The sequence below is a fragment of the Streptomyces sp. NBC_01224 genome (genome assembly GCF_036002945.1).
GTDB lineage: Bacteria > Actinomycetota > Actinomycetes > Streptomycetales > Streptomycetaceae > Streptomyces.
On record NZ_CP108529.1, the window covers coordinates 4,787,776 to 4,803,989 of the forward strand.

General features: G+C 71.4%; 14 protein-coding genes and 3 pseudogenes. 6 read left to right on the forward strand and 11 right to left on the reverse strand.

Going from position 1 to position 16,214, the window contains the following annotated elements:
- Positions 1-5: 5 nt before the first annotated feature.
- A complete protein-coding gene (locus OG609_RS21355; protein WP_442817924.1) occupies positions 6-1,268 on the reverse strand; it encodes an IS701 family transposase in 1,263 nt (420 codons plus the stop codon).
- A 171-nt stretch (positions 1,269-1,439) separates the two neighbouring features.
- Between OG609_RS21355 and OG609_RS21360 the strand changes: the two genes are divergently transcribed.
- Both OG609_RS21360 and OG609_RS21365 read left to right on the forward strand, forming a co-directional pair.
- The gene (locus OG609_RS21360) at positions 1,440-2,177 is read left to right on the forward strand and encodes a polyprenol monophosphomannose synthase (protein WP_327274276.1); all 738 of its coding nucleotides are present in this window, start codon (positions 1,440-1,442) and stop codon (positions 2,175-2,177) included.
- A gap of 90 nt (positions 2,178-2,267) precedes the next feature.
- A complete protein-coding gene (locus OG609_RS21365; protein ID WP_327274277.1) occupies positions 2,268-3,800 on the forward strand; it encodes an alpha/beta hydrolase in 1,533 nt (510 codons plus the stop codon).
- A 140-nt stretch (positions 3,801-3,940) separates the two neighbouring features.
- Here OG609_RS21365 and OG609_RS21370 read toward each other — a convergent pair.
- Positions 3,941-4,567, reverse strand: a pseudogene (locus tag OG609_RS21370) (phosphoribosyltransferase); the annotation flags it as partial.
- A gap of 119 nt (positions 4,568-4,686) precedes the next feature.
- Here OG609_RS21370 and OG609_RS21375 point away from each other — a divergent pair.
- Complete coding sequence (locus OG609_RS21375; protein WP_327274278.1) at positions 4,687-5,505, forward strand: HAD-IIA family hydrolase; 819 nt, start codon at positions 4,687-4,689, stop codon at positions 5,503-5,505.
- A 21-nt stretch (positions 5,506-5,526) separates the two neighbouring features.
- Here the strand turns inward: OG609_RS21375 and OG609_RS21380 are convergent, their stop codons facing one another.
- From OG609_RS21380 to OG609_RS21390, 3 genes are read right to left on the reverse strand one after another with little or no spacing between them, the layout of a single operon-like run.
- Positions 5,527-6,303, reverse strand: coding sequence for an ABC transporter permease (locus tag OG609_RS21380; protein ID WP_327274279.1), 777 nt, complete (start codon positions 6,301-6,303; stop codon positions 5,527-5,529).
- Positions 6,300-7,868 (reverse strand): ABC transporter permease, encoded by a 1,569-nt coding sequence (locus OG609_RS21385; RefSeq protein ID WP_327274280.1) that lies wholly within the window; start codon positions 7,866-7,868, stop codon positions 6,300-6,302. The genes OG609_RS21380 and OG609_RS21385 overlap by 4 nt, the downstream gene beginning before the upstream one ends.
- Complete coding sequence (locus OG609_RS21390; RefSeq protein ID WP_442817988.1) at positions 7,865-8,836, reverse strand: ABC transporter ATP-binding protein; 972 nt, start codon at positions 8,834-8,836, stop codon at positions 7,865-7,867. The genes OG609_RS21385 and OG609_RS21390 overlap by 4 nt, the downstream gene beginning before the upstream one ends.
- A gap of 170 nt (positions 8,837-9,006) precedes the next feature.
- Between OG609_RS21390 and OG609_RS21395 the strand changes: the two genes are divergently transcribed.
- Both OG609_RS21395 and OG609_RS21400 read left to right on the forward strand, forming a co-directional pair.
- The gene (locus OG609_RS21395) at positions 9,007-10,188 is read left to right on the forward strand and encodes a sensor histidine kinase (protein ID WP_327274282.1); all 1,182 of its coding nucleotides are present in this window, start codon (positions 9,007-9,009) and stop codon (positions 10,186-10,188) included.
- The gene (locus OG609_RS21400; RefSeq protein ID WP_327274283.1) at positions 10,185-10,871 is read left to right on the forward strand and encodes a response regulator transcription factor; all 687 of its coding nucleotides are present in this window, start codon (positions 10,185-10,187) and stop codon (positions 10,869-10,871) included. Before OG609_RS21395 ends, OG609_RS21400 begins: the two co-directional genes overlap by 4 nt.
- A 31-nt stretch (positions 10,872-10,902) precedes the next feature.
- On the opposite strand, the gene OG609_RS21405 is transcribed toward OG609_RS21400, so the two are convergent.
- From OG609_RS21405 to OG609_RS21425, 5 genes and pseudogenes are all read right to left on the reverse strand, one after another.
- Entirely contained in the window at positions 10,903-11,700 is a 798-nt protein-coding gene (locus tag OG609_RS21405) for a VOC family protein (protein WP_327274284.1), read from the reverse strand.
- Positions 11,701-11,851: 151 nt separating this feature from the next.
- On the reverse strand, positions 11,852-12,598 hold the full coding sequence (locus OG609_RS21410) for a DUF4118 domain-containing protein (RefSeq protein WP_327274285.1): 747 nt from the start codon (positions 12,596-12,598) through the stop codon (positions 11,852-11,854).
- 210 nt (positions 12,599-12,808) lie between these two features.
- Positions 12,809-13,321: pseudogene (locus OG609_RS21415) on the reverse strand (LuxR C-terminal-related transcriptional regulator); the annotation flags it as partial.
- 436 nt (positions 13,322-13,757) lie between these two features.
- Positions 13,758-14,297 (reverse strand): CAP domain-containing protein, encoded by a 540-nt coding sequence (locus OG609_RS21420; protein WP_382899416.1) that lies wholly within the window; start codon positions 14,295-14,297, stop codon positions 13,758-13,760.
- A 341-nt stretch (positions 14,298-14,638) separates the two neighbouring features.
- Positions 14,639-15,265, reverse strand: coding sequence for a CAP domain-containing protein (locus tag OG609_RS21425; protein ID WP_327274286.1), 627 nt, complete (start codon positions 15,263-15,265; stop codon positions 14,639-14,641).
- A gap of 450 nt (positions 15,266-15,715) precedes the next feature.
- On the opposite strand from OG609_RS21425, the gene OG609_RS21430 reads away from it, so the two are divergent.
- Positions 15,716-15,943, forward strand: coding sequence for a hypothetical protein (locus OG609_RS21430; protein ID WP_327274287.1), 228 nt, complete (start codon positions 15,716-15,718; stop codon positions 15,941-15,943).
- On the opposite strand, the pseudogene OG609_RS21435 reads toward OG609_RS21430, so the two are convergent.
- Positions 15,932-16,137 (reverse strand): annotated as a pseudogene (locus tag OG609_RS21435) (RNA polymerase sigma factor); the annotation flags it as partial. The gene OG609_RS21430 and the pseudogene OG609_RS21435 sit on opposite strands and share 12 nt — an antisense overlap.
- Positions 16,138-16,214: the final 77 nt, after the last annotated feature.

Here is a 16,214-nt window from a genome sequence, read left to right on the forward strand (position 1 = left end):
GAGGGTCAGGCCGGCGCAGGGGCTTTTGGGTCGAGTCTGAGCAGGGTGCAGAAGGCCTGGGCGAGGGAGGCGAGGGTGACGTGGCGGTGCCAGCCGAGGTAGTTGCGGCCCTCGAAGTGGTCCAGGCCGAGGCCGTCCTTGAGCTCGCGGTAGTCGTGTTCAACTCTCCAGCGGATCTTGGCGATTCGCACCAGCTCGCGCAGTGGAATGTCGGCGGGCAGCGTCGAGAGCCAGTAGTCGGTGGGCTCGGCAGAGTCGGGAGGCCACTCGACGAGCAGCCAGCATTCGGGCAGGGAGCCGTCGGCGGCGCGGCGGATGGACCGGTTGGCCGGGCGGACCCGTAGGGCCAGGAATTGCGAGCGCATCTCGGCCCGTGGGTTGTGCTTGGTGGCCTTGCTGCCCTGACGCCAGGTAACGGTGCGGGTGGCCGCTTGCCCGGCGGCCAGGGCCAGCACGCGCAGGGTGGTGTGCGGCTGGGGGTAGGCGGACACGGGAGGGCGGCCCTGCCCGGAGTACGGCGGACGCTCGGGCGTGGCGTCGCCCGGGTGCGCGGTCGTGGTGGCCTTGACCGCGACCGCGTAGGTCAGGCCTCGTTCGGTCAGACCCTCTCGAAAGCCCGTGGCGTCGCCGTATCCGGCATCGGCGACGACCGGCAGGCCCGGCAACTCCCAGTCCCCGCGAACCTCGTCGAGCATGTCCAGGGCCAGGCGCCACTTCTCCCGGTGGCGAGCAGTCTCGGGGATGCCGGCCTTGGCGCGGCGCCGGCGGATCGCCGAAGCCAGCAGCGCGTCCTCGGTATGTTTGGTGTCGTCCCAGCCCTCGGGCAGGAACAGACGCCAGTCGACGGCCGAGGAGGCGCGGTCGCTGACCAGGTTCACACTGACCCCGATCTGGCAGTTGCCCCGCTTGCCCAGCGCGCCGCAGTACATCCGCGCCACCCCTGGCGAGTCGTAGCCGTCCTTGGGGAAGCCGACATCGTCAATCGCGTACGCCTCGGGCGAGATGTGCGCCGCGGCCCAACGGGCCAGCCGCTCACGGACCTTGGCGTAGTCCCAGGTGGAGGAGGACACGAACTGCTGGAGCTGCTGGTGGTCCACGCCCAGGCGCTCGGCCATCGGCTGCATCGACTTGCGCTTGCCGTCCAGCATCAGCCCGCGCAGGTACAACTCACCCTTGGCCCGCTGGTCCCGACGCGCCAACGAGCCCAGCATCTCGGCCGCGAACGCCTCCAGACGCGGACGGACCTCTTCCATCTCCTCAGGAGTCACAACTGAAAGAAGATCACAATCTATCCAACGAGGATCACTTGGGGTACCTAACAAAGCCCTACTAGGCTCGCGCGATCCTGCGCGGGGACGAACCGGGAAACGAACCGGAGAACATCCGGGGATGACGCAGGGGGATGCAAGAGCACCTCAAGGGGGCACGAGGAAATGGCCATGGAGAAGACCTCGCCGAAGATTGTGGTGGTCGTGCCCACCTACAACGAGCGGACGAACCTGCCCGTCCTCGTGAATCTCCTGATGGATCTGGGCCTGCCCGACCTGCATATTCTTGTGGTGGACGACAATTCGCCGGACGGCACGGGCGAGGTCGCGGACAAACTCTCGGCCGACACCGCCAAGACGGTCGGCGTGCTGCACCGCAAGGAGAAGGACGGGCTGGGACGCGCCTACGTGGCCGGCATGACCCGCGCACTCGCCGAGGGCGCGGACGTGGTGGTCCAGATGGACGCCGACCTCTCCCACCCGGCGTCGAGACTCCCGGTCATGATCGAGACACTGCTCGCCGAGGATGCCGCCGTGGTGATCGGCTCCCGCTATGTGGCGGGCGGTTCGCTCGCCACGGAGTGGCCCTGGCACCGCAAGGCGCTCTCCGTATGGGCGAATTTCTATGTGAACGCGATCCTGCGGCTGCGGGTGAAGGACGCCACCGCCGGTTTCAAGGCCTGGCGGGCATCGGCACTGAAGGCGATCGATGTGTCCTCGGTCCGCAGCAACGGCTATTCGTTCCAGGTGGAGATGAACTACCGCACGGTCAAACGCCATTTGAGGATCGTCGAGGTACCGATCCGGTTCGAGGAGCGGGTCGAGGGCGAATCGAAGCTCGGCCTGAGCGTGCAGATCGAGTCCGCCCTCGCACCCTGGAAGCTGCTGTTCGGCAGGGACACCCACTGATTTCGGGTGGGGAGTTCGGGGGCTAACCCCACCCGATGTCGTCATGCCTCCCGGATGGGCCGGGAGCCTCGGCTCAACAAGGCTTGCAGCATGACGACTTACCGCAGATCCGCCGCGTTCATCGCCGTGTCCGTCACAGCCGCCGCCACCGCTCTGACCGGAGCCGTCACCCCGTCGGCCCACGCCGACGGTGCCGCGGGGACCGCCGCTCCCGCCACCGCCTCCGTCCCCGCGCTCGACTGGCAGCCGTGTGCCGAGGACGGCGGCCCCGCCGCGCAGGAGTGCGCCGAGCTGCCCGTACCGCTCGACTACCGGAGACCGGACGGTCCGCAGCTCGGCCTCGCGGTGACCCGGGTGCGCAGCGACCGCCCCTCGGCCCGTCGCGGGACGCTGCTGGTGATCCCCGGTGGCCCCGGCTCGTCAGGGGTGCAGCGGGTGACACAGAAGGGGGCGCAGCTGCAGCGGGAGACGGCGGGGCAGTACGACATCGTCAGCCTCGACCCGCGTGGCATCGGCGGAAGCACGAAGGCGAGCTGCGGGCTCGCCCCGGAGGACCGGGAGCTGGTGAATCTGCGGTCCTGGCCCGCCGCCGACGGTTCGATCACCGAGAACGTGGAGCGGTCGCGGCGGATCGCCGAAGCGTGTGCCCGCAACGGGGGAGCGCTGCTGCGGAGCTTTACCACGGCCAACGAGGTACGGGACATCGACCGCTTCCGGCAGGCGCTGGGCGAGAAGAAACTGTCGGTCTGGGGGAGCTCGTACGGCACCTATGTGGGCGCCGTGTACGCCCAGAAGTACCCGCAGCACACGGACCGCCTGGTGCTGGACAGCAGCGGCGACCCCGACCCGTCGCGCGTCGAGCAGGGCTGGCTGGCGAACATGGCGGTGGGCGCGGACGACCGCTTCCCCGACTTCGCACGATGGGCCGCGGATCCGGCCCGGGAGGCGGAGGGGCTGCGGCTGGCCGAACGCGCCGAGGACGTAAGGCCGTTGGTCCTGGAGCTGGCGGCGCGACTGGACCGTGAGCCGAAGGAGTCCACCACGGCGGGCGTCCCGCTGACCGGCAACCGGCTGCGGCAGGCGATCCAGCTCGCCCTGTACAGGGACAGTGCCTTCGCCCGGTTGGCTGGGCTCGTTCAGGAGGCCCGGGACGCGTCGGTGAAGCCCGTCCTGCCCGCCGAACTGGCCGGGCCGATGCCGGACCAGGACGCGGCGGTCGTGATCGGTGTGATCTGCAACGACGTGCGCTGGCCGGGCAGCATCCCGTCGTACCGGCGCGCCGTCGCCGCCGACCGCGTGAAGCACCCGCTCACCGCCGGAATGCCGGCGAACATCACACCGTGCGCCTTCTGGAAGGACGCCCCCGTGGAGCGGCCGACCAGGATCACGGACGAGGGACCGTCCAACATCCTGATGATCCAGGGCCTCCGTGACCCGGCGACCCCGTACTCCGGCGCCCTGAAGATGCGCGAGGCCCTCGGCGACCGGGCCCGCCTGGTCGCGGTCGGCCACGGCGGGCACGGCCTCTACCTGGGCAACGGCAATGCCTGCGGCGACCGCGCGGTCACCACGTTCCTGACGACGGGGACGCGGCCGGAGCAGGACACGTACTGCGCGGACTGAATGGACTGCGCGGGGCGGCGCCCGGTGCGGGGCGGCTCCGCGCAGTCGCGGACGTCCTTCGCTCCGCCCGCTTCACGGACGGGGGCGGCCCGGCCGTCGGCCGCTCAGTCGCTGCCGGGCGGCACCTGTCCGGTGTACCGGGCCTGTGTCAGCAGGGAGATGACCTCCTCGTCGGAGGTCTGCGAGAAGTCCCGGTACCACTCGCCGACGGCGTAGAACAGGCGCGGCGTGGACAGACACACCACCTCGTCCGCGCACTGCCGCAGTCGGGCGACCGCGTCCGGCGGCGCCACCGGTACGGCCGCCAGCAGTCGTGCCGGGTTCTGCGCCCGTACCACCTGGCAGGCGGCCTCGGCCGTGGCGCCGGTCGCGACGCCGTCGTCCACGACGATGACGGTCCGGCCTTCGAGCGGCGTCCGCGGCCTGCCCGCGCGGTAGGTCTGCGCCCGGCGTACGAGCTCCGCCGCCTCGACCCGCTCGACCGCCGCGAGATCCTGCTTCCCGGCCCAGAGGTGGCTGACGACGTCCTCGTTGATGACCCGCACCCCGCCCTCGCCGATAGCGCCGAACGCCACTTCCTCGTGGTGCGGCACGCCGAGTTTGCGGACCACGATCACATCGAGCTGGGCGCCGAGCATCTGCGCCACCTGGAAGGCCACCGGGACTCCGCCGCGGGGCAGACCCAGCACGACGGGGTTCTCCCGCTCCAGATGCCGGAGCGCCTCGGCCAGCTGCTGTCCCGCATCCTCGCGATCGGCGAACAGCACGGTTGTCCACCCCCAACCAGGGGAGAGTGAGGGACCACGTGGGCACGTAGCCCACCTGGCTCCCTACTTCGAAACAACTCCATGTGCGGCGGCCGCGCAACTCGGGCAGGGTCGGTTGCATGGGACGAATCGGAGCGGTCCTGATCGACATCGACGGTGTGCTCACGGTGTCCTGGAAGGCGCTGCCCGGCACCGTGGCGGCCATGGAGCGGCTGCGCGAGGCGGGTCTCCCGCTGGCGCTGGTCACCAACACCACCTCCCGCACCCGCGCTTCGATCGCCGAGAAACTGGTGGGCCAGGGCTTCCCCGTCTCCGCCGACGACATTCTCACCGCCCCCGCCGTCACCGCCGCTCATCTGCGGGAACACCATCCCGGAGCCCGCTGCCTGCTGATCAATACCGGCGACGTCCGGGACGATCTGACGGGCGTGACACTCGTCGACGAGGACAAGGAGGAGGAGTCCGGTTCGGCTCATGGCGGGGCGCCGGATGTCGTCGTCCTCGGCGGGGCCGGGGACGCCTTCACCTACGCGGCGCTCAACCGCGCCTTCCGCCATGTGCAGCGCGGCGCCCGGCTCGTCGCCATGCACCGGAACATGTACTGGCGCACGGCCGCCGGGCTCGACCTCGACACCGGCGCCTTCCTCCTGGGACTGGAGCGAGCCGCCCGCGTCGAGGCGGAGATCACCGGCAAACCCGCCGGGTCGTTCTTCGCCACGGCCCTGGCACACCTCGGCGCCACCGCGCCCCACGCCCTGATGGTCGGCGACGACATCGAGTCCGACGTCCTGGCCGCCCAGCGCGCCGGGCTCACCGGCGTACTCGTCAGGACCGGCAAGTACCTCCCCGAGACACACCGGGCGGCCGACGGCGCCCCGGACCATGTGATCGACTCCTTCGCCGGTCTTCCCGCTCTGCTGGAGCGGCTGGGGGTGTGAGGAAGCCGGGGCACCCGCCCCTCACCCGTCCCGCAGCCGGAACATCGCCGCCCCCGCCAGCAGCGCCGCTCCCGCCCAGGCCGCAAGAACGCCGAGGCCCGGCCAGGGGGCGATCGGCAGGGCGTCCAGGTTCTGGGTGGCCTGGACCGCCAGGCCCGCCGACGAGGGGGCGAACTCCTGCAGGCGCTCCCGCCAGGTCTCGTCGGCGACCATCAGCGCCACCACGGGAAAGGCGTACAGCAGGCCCAGCACGGCCGTGATCGCGCCGGCCGTGTCCCGTACAACTGTCGCCGTCCCCAGGGAGAGCAGGGCGATCAGGGCCAGGTAGAGCACCGAGCCCGCGGCGGCACGCAGGGTCGGGGGCTCGGTGAAGGAGAGTGCGGCCGTGCCGAAGCCGTTGCCGGGGAGGAGGAGACGGCCGGCCAGCAGTGAGCCGAGGACCGCGAGTGTGCCCGCCGCCACGGCGGCCCCGGTGACGACCGTCGCCTTCGAGGCGAGGACCCGGGCGCGGCCGGGCACCGCCGTCAGCGTGACGCGTATGGTGCCCGTGCCGTACTCGCTGCTCATCGCCAGCACCGCGAGAACGGCGACCGCCGCCTGGCCGAGCCAGACACCGGTCAGGCAGAGCTTGACCGTGTCCTCGTGGCACTCGGCCGGGGACGGGCACTGGTCGGTCGAGACGGAGCCGGTGGCCGCCGCGCCGAGCGCCACCGTGAGTGCGGCGACGGCGAGCAGCAGCCACCACGTGCTGGGCAGAGTACGGAGCTTCGTCCACTCCGCGTGCAGGGCGCCCCTCATACGTCCCGCCTGCGCAGCCGCCACATGGCGAGGCCCAGGGCGACAGCCGCGTACGCGCACGGCACCGCGAGTCCGGTCCATGGGCCCTGCGGGTAGCAGCTGTTCTCGGGCAGGCAGACGGTGCTCACGAAGTCGTATCGCGGTGTCGTCTGCTGCACGGCGAACCCGGCGAGCGGCGTCACCTTCATCACCCAGTGCGCCGTGCCGACGGGCAGCCCGGCGAGCAGGACCATCGGCAGTACGAACACCACCACGATCAGTGTCACCGCGGCGGCCGTGTTCCGCAGCAGTGCGCCCACGGCCAGGGCCAGCACGGCGACGGCGGCCAGCAGCAGGGCGGTGCCGAGGACGGCACGCAGCACCGGGCCGTCGGTGAGCGCCGCTTCGGGGTACGACCCGGGGTTGGGTCTGTTGTTCCGCAGTGCCGGTTCGGCGAGCAGGAAGGAGAGCACGGCGGCGAGCAGCCCGGTCAGGAAGGCGATTCCCGCGAGTACGAGGGCCTTGGCGGCGAGCATCCGGCCCCGGCGCGGGCCCGCCGTCAGCGTCGTGCGGATCAGGCCCCGCCGGTATTCGGTGGTGATGAACAGCACCCCCAGCGCAGCAAGCGGGATCAGCCCGATCTGGGCCCCGCTGAGGGACCGTTGGGTGAGATCGACGTCCGGGGTCAGGGGGCCGATGTCGCCGGAGCCGGTCAGGGTCCAGGCGCCGGACGTCTGCGTCGAGCGGTCCGGGCTCCCGGCGGCCCTGGTGGGATCGGCACCGACCCGGTCCTGGCGCCAGGTGCCGGTGCCCTGGTCGCCGTCGACCACCGCGCCCTGGTTGCCGTCGTCGGCCGTGCCCCGGTCGCCCTCGACCGTGATCCGGTCGAAGGAGGCGGTGACCTCGGACGGACCGCCGCCGACGGATGCGGAGCCGAAGTGCCTCTGCACCGTGACGAGTTCGGGCGTGGCTGTGAAAAGGCCCGCCTGGACGGTTTTTGGCAGTCCGGCAGGGGTGGCCCTGCCGACCTCGGTCCACTTCTTGCCGTCGGCCGACTCGGACGCGGTGAGTACGCTGCCGGAGCGAGTGAGCCGCAGCCAGCGCGGCTCGGTGCCGGAGGCGCTGCTGCCTGGCGTGTCGTGGGTGAAGTCCGACTGGAGCCGGACCCCGTGGGCCGGTGTGAGCATGACGGCCGCGTACGGCGCTCCCGCGTCGGTGCTCGCCTTGATGATGACCCCGGCCTTGGCCCAGGGTGCGATGAGCCCTTCGCGACCGGTGAGCGGTGACACCCGGGCCGTGATGCTGCCGTCGCCGGTCAGCTGCTGGTGGACGAAGGGGAAGCTGTCGGTGACGGGGGTGCCGTCAGGGCCCTTCGGCGGTGGCGGCGGACTGCCGTTGACGTCGAAGCTGCCGCTGAGGGCGGAGAGCAGTGAGACGAAGACGGTGATCACGACGGCGGCGAGCAGGGTGACGCTCCACCGGCGCACGCTGCGGGCCTTGGTCCACTCGGAGTGCAGCAACTGCGGGAATCCGTCGCGGGCGGGCGGCAGTGGGGATCGGTAGGGGGTGACGGTGGGTGCGGTCATGAGGTCAACTCCTCGCCGTCGCGGGCGGTGGCGGCCGGGAACTCCTCCGTGGCCCGGAACTCCGCCGCGTTCCGGGTCAGTTCCATGTATGCCTCCTCCAGCGTCGCCCGGTCCGAGCCGACTTCGGAGAACGGCACCCCGGCCGCGCCGAGCAGCGCGGTGATCCGTTCCGCGGGCAGGCCGGTGACGGTCAGCGAGTCCGGCCCGTTGGCGGCGACGGTCCCGCCCTCCCGGGCCAGCAACGACATGGCGTCCGTACGTGCGGAGGTGCGCAGCGCGACCCGGTCGCCGGAGGCGGCGGCCAGGAGTTCGGCCACGGGGGTGTCGGCGATGAGCCGGCCGCGGCCGATGACCACCAGATGGTCGGCGGAGTCCTGGAGTTCGCTCATCAGATGACTGGAGACCAGCACCGCGCGGCCCTCGCGGGCCAGCGCCCGCAGAAAGCCGCGGATCCACCGGATGCCTTCCGGGTCGAGCCCGTTGACCGGTTCGTCGAGCAGCAGCACCGGCGGGTCGCCGAGCAGCGCCGCCGCGATCCCCAGCCGCTGCCGCATGCCCAGCGAGTAGGCGCCCGCCCGCCGCCGCGCGGCCGTCGCGAGGCCGACCTGCTCCAGCACCTCGTCCACCCGTCGGCCCGGCAGCCCGTGCGTGTGCGCCAGCCACAGCAGATGGTCGCGGCCGCGCCGGCTCGGGTGCACGGCCGCCGCGTCCAGCAGGGCCCCGACCTCGGTCAGCGGTCGGCGCAGCGACGCGTAGGGCCGCCCGCCGATCAGGGCGCTGCCCGCGTCGGGCGCGTCCAGACCGAGGAGCATGCGCATGGTGGTGGACTTGCCCGCGCCGTTGGGTCCGACGAAGCCGGTGACCTGGCCGGGGTGCACGGTGAAGGACAGGTCGTCGACGGCGACGGTCTGTCCGAATTGTTTGCGCAGTCCCCGGACTTGGATGGTTGCTGCCACGGTTGCTTCCATGGTGCAGAAGGCTAGGGAGACGGCAGGCCCGCGGTCGTCACGCGACGGAGCGCTCTTCAACGCCCCTTGCGCGGGGGACGGCGGCTTGTCGGCATCCCCCGCGTGGGGGATGGCGAGGACGGCTGGGCAGGGGGACGCCAATGGGCGCCGACGCCGTGACAATGGCGTGCATGAGCGAAGGAATCATGCGGAGGACGCGGAGGATCGCCGCCTCGCCCGACGGCCCGGCGGTGGCCGCGGCGGCGCTCGGGCTGCTCGCGGCCGTGGAGAGCGCCGTCCGCGCCGCGGCCGGGCCGTCGGACCTTCCGCTCACGCTGCCGCTCGCCATACTGCTCGGCCTGTGCACCACGGTGCCGCTGGCGCTCCTGCGCGTCCACCCGGCCGCCGCGGCCACCGCCGTCACCGCGGCCAGTCTCCTGGCACTTGCGGGCTACCGGGACCTGACCCTCGCCGGGCTCGTCGCCCAGCTGCTGGTACTGCACCACCTCGGCAGCCGCGGCTCCCGCCGCCTGGCCGTGCTGCTCGTGCTGCCGTACGTCGCGGTGGCACTCGCCGACCCCGACGACAGGGGACTGCGCGTGTACGCCGTGTCGGCCGCCGTACTCGCGGCGGCGGCGGTCGCGGACGGCAACGGCCGTCGCACCCGTGCCGAGGCGGTGGCCCGCGACGCCACCGAACGGGCCATCGCGAACACGCTCCTCGAACACGCGGCGCGCGGCGAACGGGCCCGCATCGCCCGCGAGCTCCACGACGTCGTCGCCCACCACATCTCGATGATCTCCGTCCAGGCGGAGACCGCCCGCCTCACCACCCCGGGCATGCCGGAGACCGGGGCGAAACGGCTGCTGGACATCGGCGACACGGCACGCGCCGCGCTGACGGAGATGCGCCGGCTGCTCGGCGTACTGCGCGAGGACGCGGGCGCACCACCGGTCACCCGCAAGCCCCAGCCAGGCCTCACCCAGCTCAACGAGCTGCTGGACGAGGCCCGCGCGGCCGGCGGCGCGAGTACCCGGCTGATCGTCAGCGGCCCCGTGGCCCCGCTCGACCCGGGCATCGAACTCACCTCGTACCGGATCGTCCAGGAAGCTCTCACCAACGCCCGCAGACACGCTCCCGGCGCGGCCGTGGACGTCGAGCTGCGCTACGCCCCGCAGACCCTCGACCTGCGCATCAGGGACAACGGCCCGGGACCGGACCGGTCCGGCACCCGGGCCTCCGGTCACGGCCTGCTCGGCATGCGCGAGCGCGTCGCGGCGGTGGGCGGCGAACTGCGTGCGGGCCCGGCGCCGGGCGGCGGCTTCCTCGTCGAAGTGCGACTCCCCGCCGATACGAAGGAGGCTCTGCGATGACCGCGACGACCACACGGATCGTCGTCGTGGACGACCACGAGGTGGTACGGGCCGGTTTCGCCGGACTCCTGGACACCCAGGCGGACTTCACGGTGGTCGGTACCGCCTCCGACGGCGCGGAGGCCGTACGCGTCTGCGCCGAACAGCGCCCCGACGTCGTGCTGATGGACGTCCGGATGCCGGGCACGGACGGCATCGATGCCACCGCGCAGATCCGGGCCGCGGCCCCGGACGGCGGCGGCCCGCGCATCCTCATCCTCACCACGTTCGACCTCGACGAGCACGTCTACGACGCGCTGGCCGCCGGGGCGGGCGGCTTCCTGCTGAAGGACGTCACCGCGGAGCGCCTGTTCGACGCGGTACGCGTGGTCGCCGCGGGCGAGGCCCTGCTCGCGCCCACCGTCACCCGCCGCCTCATCGGCGAATTCGCCCGCCTGCGTCGCAGGCCCCCTGCCGTACCCACCGCCCCGGTCACCGCGCTCACCCCGCGTGAGACGGAGGTACTGCGCCTGATCGCCGAGGGACTGTCCAACCCGGAGATCGCCGCCCGGCTGAGCGTCAGCGAGGAGACGGTCAAGACCCACGTCAGCCGCATCCTGAACAAACTCGGTCTGCGCGACCGCACCCAGGCGGTGGTCGCGGCGTACGAATCCGGTCTGGTGGTGCCGCGCGCCGGGGGGTGAGCCGGGGCACGGACGCATGGTCCCGGAACGGTCAGGACACCGGGGACGTCTTGGGCACCTCGCCCTCGGTCGTGTTGACGTCGATCACGGAGAACGCCGCACCCTGCGGGTCCGTCAGCGCGGCGAAGCGGCCGAAGGGCATGGTCATCGGGCCGAACCGCAGGATCGCACCGCGCTCGGTCGCCTTCGCCACGGCCGTGTCGCAGTCCGCGACGGTGAAGTACACATTCATGTGCGGCGGCACCTCGGGCGGGAATTCGTCGCCCATCTTCATCCGCCCCATGACCGTCCTGTCGCCGAGGTTGAACATCCTGAAGTCGACGGCGTCGTCCTCCATCTTCACCATGCTGTACGGGAAGACGGCGGAGAAGAAGGCGTCCGACTTCTCGGGCTCCCGGGTGAAGACCTCGGCCCAGCAGAACGCACCGGGCACGCCCTGGGACTCGAAGCCCTCATGGCTGCCCGCCTGCCACACGCCGAAGACGACACCGCTGGGGTCGCGGGCCAGCAGCATCGTGCCGAACCCGCCCACCTCCATGGGGTCCATCAGCGTCTCGCCGCCGTTCTCGCGGATCTTCGCGGCGGTGGCGGCGGCGTCCGGCGAGGCGAGGTACAGACACCAGGCCGACTGTCCCTCCTGGCCGGGCATCGGGGGCACGACGGCGGCGACCGCCTTGCCGTCGGCGTACGCCTGTGTGTAGTCGCCGAACTCGGACGAGGACTCGCCGAACGTCCAGCCGAGCACATCACCGTAGAAGGTCTTCGCTCTGTCGAGGTCGGGGAACATCGCGTCGGCCCAGCACGGCGTGCCCTCCGGGTGTACAGCCATGACTTCGACTCCTTCGTGCTCGGTGGGGTTGTCCGGCTTTTCACGCTAGCCAGCCGACCGCCTGCCCGCGCGCTGGAATCGGGGCCGCCGACCCCGGTGGCGTACACGGTACGTACGTGTGCGCATGCCGGTCGGGGCCATGACCGTGATGTCAGCGGTCCAGGACCGGACCCGCGGTGTCGAGCGCCGCACCGGCGTGATCGGCGAGGGTCACCGCCACGAGACGCGCCTGCAACGACGGGACGGTTCCGGGAAGGGGCCGGAGCATGAACCGGCCGGAGTAGTGGCCGCTCGCCGAGGCGCGGAGCTCCATCTCGCCCTCCGGCCAGCCGTCGCGGTCGACGTCCCAGCGACGGTGCCCCACGACGACACTGCCGTCCTGCTCCAGTCGCGGCGGCTGCCCCAGCAGGCTTCCGTACTCGAAACGGCATCCCTGCAATCGCAGTACGTCCACGAGCTGCCGGCGGACCTGCTCCACCACCAGGTCGGGGGAGGTCGCGGACTGGACGAGCAGGGCGGTGTCGTGGATCCGGGCGAGGTGGCCCGCATCGGTCACGGTGATCACCCGCAGGCGACGGGCGCGGGCAGCCAGCTGCGACACCACGAGGCCCACGGCCAGGAGCAGGACCGCCGTCTCCACGTTGTCGGTGCTCGCGATGCTGAACCGCTGGTACGGCGGGGTGAGGAAGAAGTCGAACCATGCGGCGGACGACAGCGCCGCGACGGCCCCGGCCCAGCGGTTCCCGATGGCTGAGACCGCCACCACGACGACGACCAGGATCAGGGCCGGATCGGTGCCCGACACACTCGTACGGAAGAGCGACAGCATCAGTGCGGCCAGGAAGGGCCCGATCAGGGCCGCGGCCAGTGCGAAGCGGTCACGAAGCGGGAATCCCATGATCCACCTCGCTGTGGTTCATAGCTTCTCCGGTACGCCGGCCACTCCGGCCGGCCACTCCAGCATGTGTCCGGCCCGCCCCGCCCGGCCGTCCGTGCCGGATGTCTTGACGCGTTCCTGGCGTGGACCGGACAGGTATTGACGCGGGCTTGACGGAGGGCGGGGGCGGGATCCGGGCGGGACGATGCCCTTGAACCGACCCCCGCCCCCTCAGCGCCCGTCCCCCGGCTGCGGCGGGTCCACGCGCACCAGGCCCGACTGGTAGGCCATGGCGACCAGTTGGGCCCGGTGCCTGGCTCCCAGCTTGGTCATCGCCCGCCCGACATGGGTGCGCACGGTCAGCGGGCTGACGTGCATCCGCTCGGCGATCTCGTCGTTCGACAGGCCTTCGGCGGCCTGCGCCATGACCTCGCGCTCGCGGGCGGTCAGGACGTCCAGGGACGCCGGCGCGGAGATCCTGCCCTCCGGACGGGCGAGGTAGCGGGTGACGAGGGCCCGGGTCGCGGTGGGAGACAGGAGGGTGTCGCCCGCGGCCACCGCGCGAATCGCTTCCAGGAGTTCCTCGGGGCCGACGCCCTTGCCGAGGAAGCCGCTGGCGCCCGCGCGCAGGGCCCGGGCCACGTACTCGTCGATCTCGAACGTGGTGAGGATGAGGACGCGGGTCTCCCGCAGTGCCTCGTCGCGGCAGATCTCCTCGGTCGCCGCCAGCCCGTCGAGGCCCGGCCGTGCCTGGGCCGCGCCGGGGCACGGCGGGGCCGGAGGAATGCCTCAATCCTTCGTGAACAGGGGCGTCATCGTCGTCGTCCGCCTGCATGCAGTCGTACGTACTGTCGATGCAGTACGCGGGGTGTGCGCCGTACCTCTTGAACAGGATGTTCCGGGTGTGTCGCACCACCCCGGGGGCCCACCCCCTTTGCCGTGGTCGGACCCCGGCGCTCGCGGGAAGTGCGGGCATGATCGCCCCGTAGCGTACGAGTGCCTGATGCAGACCACGGCCATGGGCACGCCGTGCCATGGCCGTTGCCTGCACACGCAGCGAGGAGTTCGCCGCCCGGTCGGAGCCGATGCAGCCTCCCGCGACGACGGCGTACGGGTTGTCCGGCCGGGACCATCGCGTCGGCCGGCTGCGACTGAGAGGGGTGGTTGCCGAGCGGGGCGCCTACCCGGCCGATTGCCTGTCGGGCTGTCCGAAGTCCTGCGTCCAGTAGTTGCCGGGCTGCGCGAGGCCCACGCCGATCTCCTTGAACGAGCAGTCGAGGATGTTGCGCTTGTGGCCGGGGCTGTTCATCCAGCCCGCCATGACGCTCTCGGGGGTGGTGTAGCCGTAGGCGACGTTCTCGCCGTACGCGCTCCGGTCGTATCCGGCGTGCGTGATCCGGTCGCCCGGGTCCGAGCCGTCGGAGCCGGTGTGGGACATGTTCCGGTGGGATGCCATGTCCGCGCTGTGCTTCCGGGCGGCCTTCGTGAGTTTCGCGTTCAACGTCAGCGGCGAGCAACCGACCGCGCTGCGCGCGCTGTTGACGAGCTTCAGCAGGCGGGCGGATTCCTTCGCATGAGCGCCGAAGACGGCCGAGGCGGCGGTGGAGGGCGCACCCGCGGCTTCTGCGGTTTCCCCGAAGCCCAGGGTTCCCACGGCTCCCAAGGCGACGACAGCAATGGCCGTCCGTCGGCGGGACCTCTTCGCGTGGTGCTTCCTCATGTGTGTGACCTCACTCGATACTCGATGTTCGCGTGCCAACGGCTTCAAGAGGGTGCTGCGGGAAGCGTCTGACTCGTGAACGACCTGCACGTAGCCCGGCCTCCGATGTTCTTGCCGCCTCCGGCGGTCCGCACCTGGTCCACGCTTCGACGAGCAAACCCGCATCGGAACGTTCCCTGTTGTCAATGACGGGTGTCAGACATTTCCCTATAAGTGAAGACTTTTGATCGCTTGGTGCATTGCAGACTCGCAGGAGTGAGGTCGAGAATTCCGTACGCGTCTGGGCCCACTTCACCGCGGTCGCGGTGAAGTGGGCTGATTATCGGACCGTTTCCGGAGCTCTATCGGGCCGTTCCGAAGTCCTGCGTCCAGTAGTTGCCGGGCTGCGCGAGGCCCACGCCGATCTCCTTGAACGAGCAGTCGAGGATGTTGCGCTTGTGGCCGGGACTGTCCATCCAGCCCGCCATGACGCTCTCGGGGGTGGTGTAGCCGTAGGCGACGTTCTCGCCGTACGCACTCCACTGGTAACCGGCGCGCGTGATCCGGTCGCCCGGGGCCGAGCCGTCGGAGCCGGTGTGGGACATGTTCCGGTGGGACGCCATGTCCGCGCTGTGGTCCTGGGCGGCCTTCGTCAGCTTCGTGTTCATGGTCAGCGGCGAGCAACCGGCCTTGGAGCGCTCGCCGTTGACGAGCGTCAATATGCGGGCGGCGGCACCGGACGCCGCCGGAGCGGCGGGTTTCGGTGTGCTTGTGGATGCGGCGGGCTTCGGTGCGTTCGCGGGTGCGGCGGGCTTCGGCGCGCCCCCCTGTGCGGTGCGGTGTGCGGTGTGGGTCCGCCACGCCTCCGCAGCCGGCTTCTCGTGGGGGGCGAAACAGGCCATGGCGGCGGAGGGCACACCCACGGCTCCCACGGCGACGACAGCAACGGTGATCTTCCGGTAGGACGTCTTCCTGCGGTGCTTCCTCATGCGTGTGACCTCGCTCGATAGTCGCGGAGCAGCTCCGGCCGGCTCCGCGCGCTCCCGCGCCCTGGCTCGCAGGCGCCTTGCGGTCGTCATTCTTGGAACGGCATTCGGGGCGGGGCAACAAGCGGAAGTACTACCGCCGCCCGTAGATCCGGACGGCGCTTGAAACGGGCGCATGAGCGTGCTGGCGACGGCCGTCGCGCTTCGGAAAGGCGCTGTTGTGCCGTCAGAAGCCCTCCCTCGCCCGTCGAACGGGCGAGAACGAGGAGCGGGCCGCATGCTGACGGAGCTCGCGCGCGCATATCTGCGCCAAGACGGACAAACGGCACCATGCCAGCGAGGCGGCATCTACTAACCAGTGCCCTGAGCCACGAAAAGCCCTGTGTCCGATGTCACTGGCAGGCTGTGCAACCATCCGCACCGGTCCACTCCCGCGGTCGTGAATGACGGCGCGTGACCGTGGCGGGCGGTGGCGTCGGTGGCGGCACGGGCCGGGGCCGCGGCTCCGTGCCCCGGCCGGTGGCTGTGGCGAGCGACTTCGCCGTGCTGTGCGCCCTGGGCGCCCGGCGTGCGGGAGTCGCACTCGCACCCCGTATGGCGTTGCCGGCTCCCGCGTCGGACCTCGGCAACCACACCGCGCGCGGTGTTGGTGGCGATGCCCAGCAGTCAGAGCCGCAGTGAACCGCCCGCGGGGTCGACCCTGGCGCGCAGCCGCCAGGCCTCCATGAACGTCGCGGCCATCACGTCCTGCGCCGTCGCCCGGTCGGCGGTCAGCCGGAACGCATGGTTGTAGACCGTGCGGGCGTAGCTGTCGAAAAGCTCCGCGAACGCGCTCGGCTCCCCGGCCCGTCCCGGGTACGCGTATCTGTGCTCAACCCCCTCAGCTGTCCGGCACCCCGGGGAGGGTTCCTGTGACCCGCGTCATGGAAGGGGTGCGGTCGGGGCTCGTGAG

What these genes read in the sequence shown, in the direction of transcription:
- OG609_RS21360 (WP_327274276.1), top strand. Translation starts at nt 1,440, where the DNA reads ATGGAGAAGACCTCGCCGAAGATTGTGGTGGTCGTGCCCACCTACAAC.
- OG609_RS21365 (WP_327274277.1), top strand. Translation starts at nt 2,268, where the DNA reads ATGACGACTTACCGCAGATCCGCCGCGTTCATCGCCGTGTCCGTCACA.
- OG609_RS21375 (WP_327274278.1), top strand. Translation starts at nt 4,687, where the DNA reads ATGGGACGAATCGGAGCGGTCCTGATCGACATCGACGGTGTGCTCACG.
- OG609_RS21380 (WP_327274279.1), bottom strand. Translation starts at nt 6,303, where the DNA reads ATGAGGGGCGCCCTGCACGCGGAGTGGACGAAGCTCCGTACTCTGCCC.
- OG609_RS21385 (WP_327274280.1), bottom strand. Translation starts at nt 7,868, where the DNA reads ATGACCGCACCCACCGTCACCCCCTACCGATCCCCACTGCCGCCCGCC.
- OG609_RS21390 (WP_442817988.1), bottom strand. Translation starts at nt 8,836, where the DNA reads ATGGAAGCAACCGTGGCAGCAACCATCCAAGTCCGGGGACTGCGCAAA.
- OG609_RS21395 (WP_327274282.1), top strand. Translation starts at nt 9,007, where the DNA reads ATGAGCGAAGGAATCATGCGGAGGACGCGGAGGATCGCCGCCTCGCCC.
- OG609_RS21400 (WP_327274283.1), top strand. Translation starts at nt 10,185, where the DNA reads ATGACCGCGACGACCACACGGATCGTCGTCGTGGACGACCACGAGGTG.
- OG609_RS21405 (WP_327274284.1), bottom strand. Translation starts at nt 11,700, where the DNA reads ATGGCTGTACACCCGGAGGGCACGCCGTGCTGGGCCGACGCGATGTTC.
- OG609_RS21410 (WP_327274285.1), bottom strand. Translation starts at nt 12,598, where the DNA reads ATGGGATTCCCGCTTCGTGACCGCTTCGCACTGGCCGCGGCCCTGATC.
- OG609_RS21420 (WP_382899416.1), bottom strand. Translation starts at nt 14,297, where the DNA reads ATGAGGAAGCACCACGCGAAGAGGTCCCGCCGACGGACGGCCATTGCT.
- OG609_RS21425 (WP_327274286.1), bottom strand. Translation starts at nt 15,265, where the DNA reads ATGAGGAAGCACCGCAGGAAGACGTCCTACCGGAAGATCACCGTTGCT.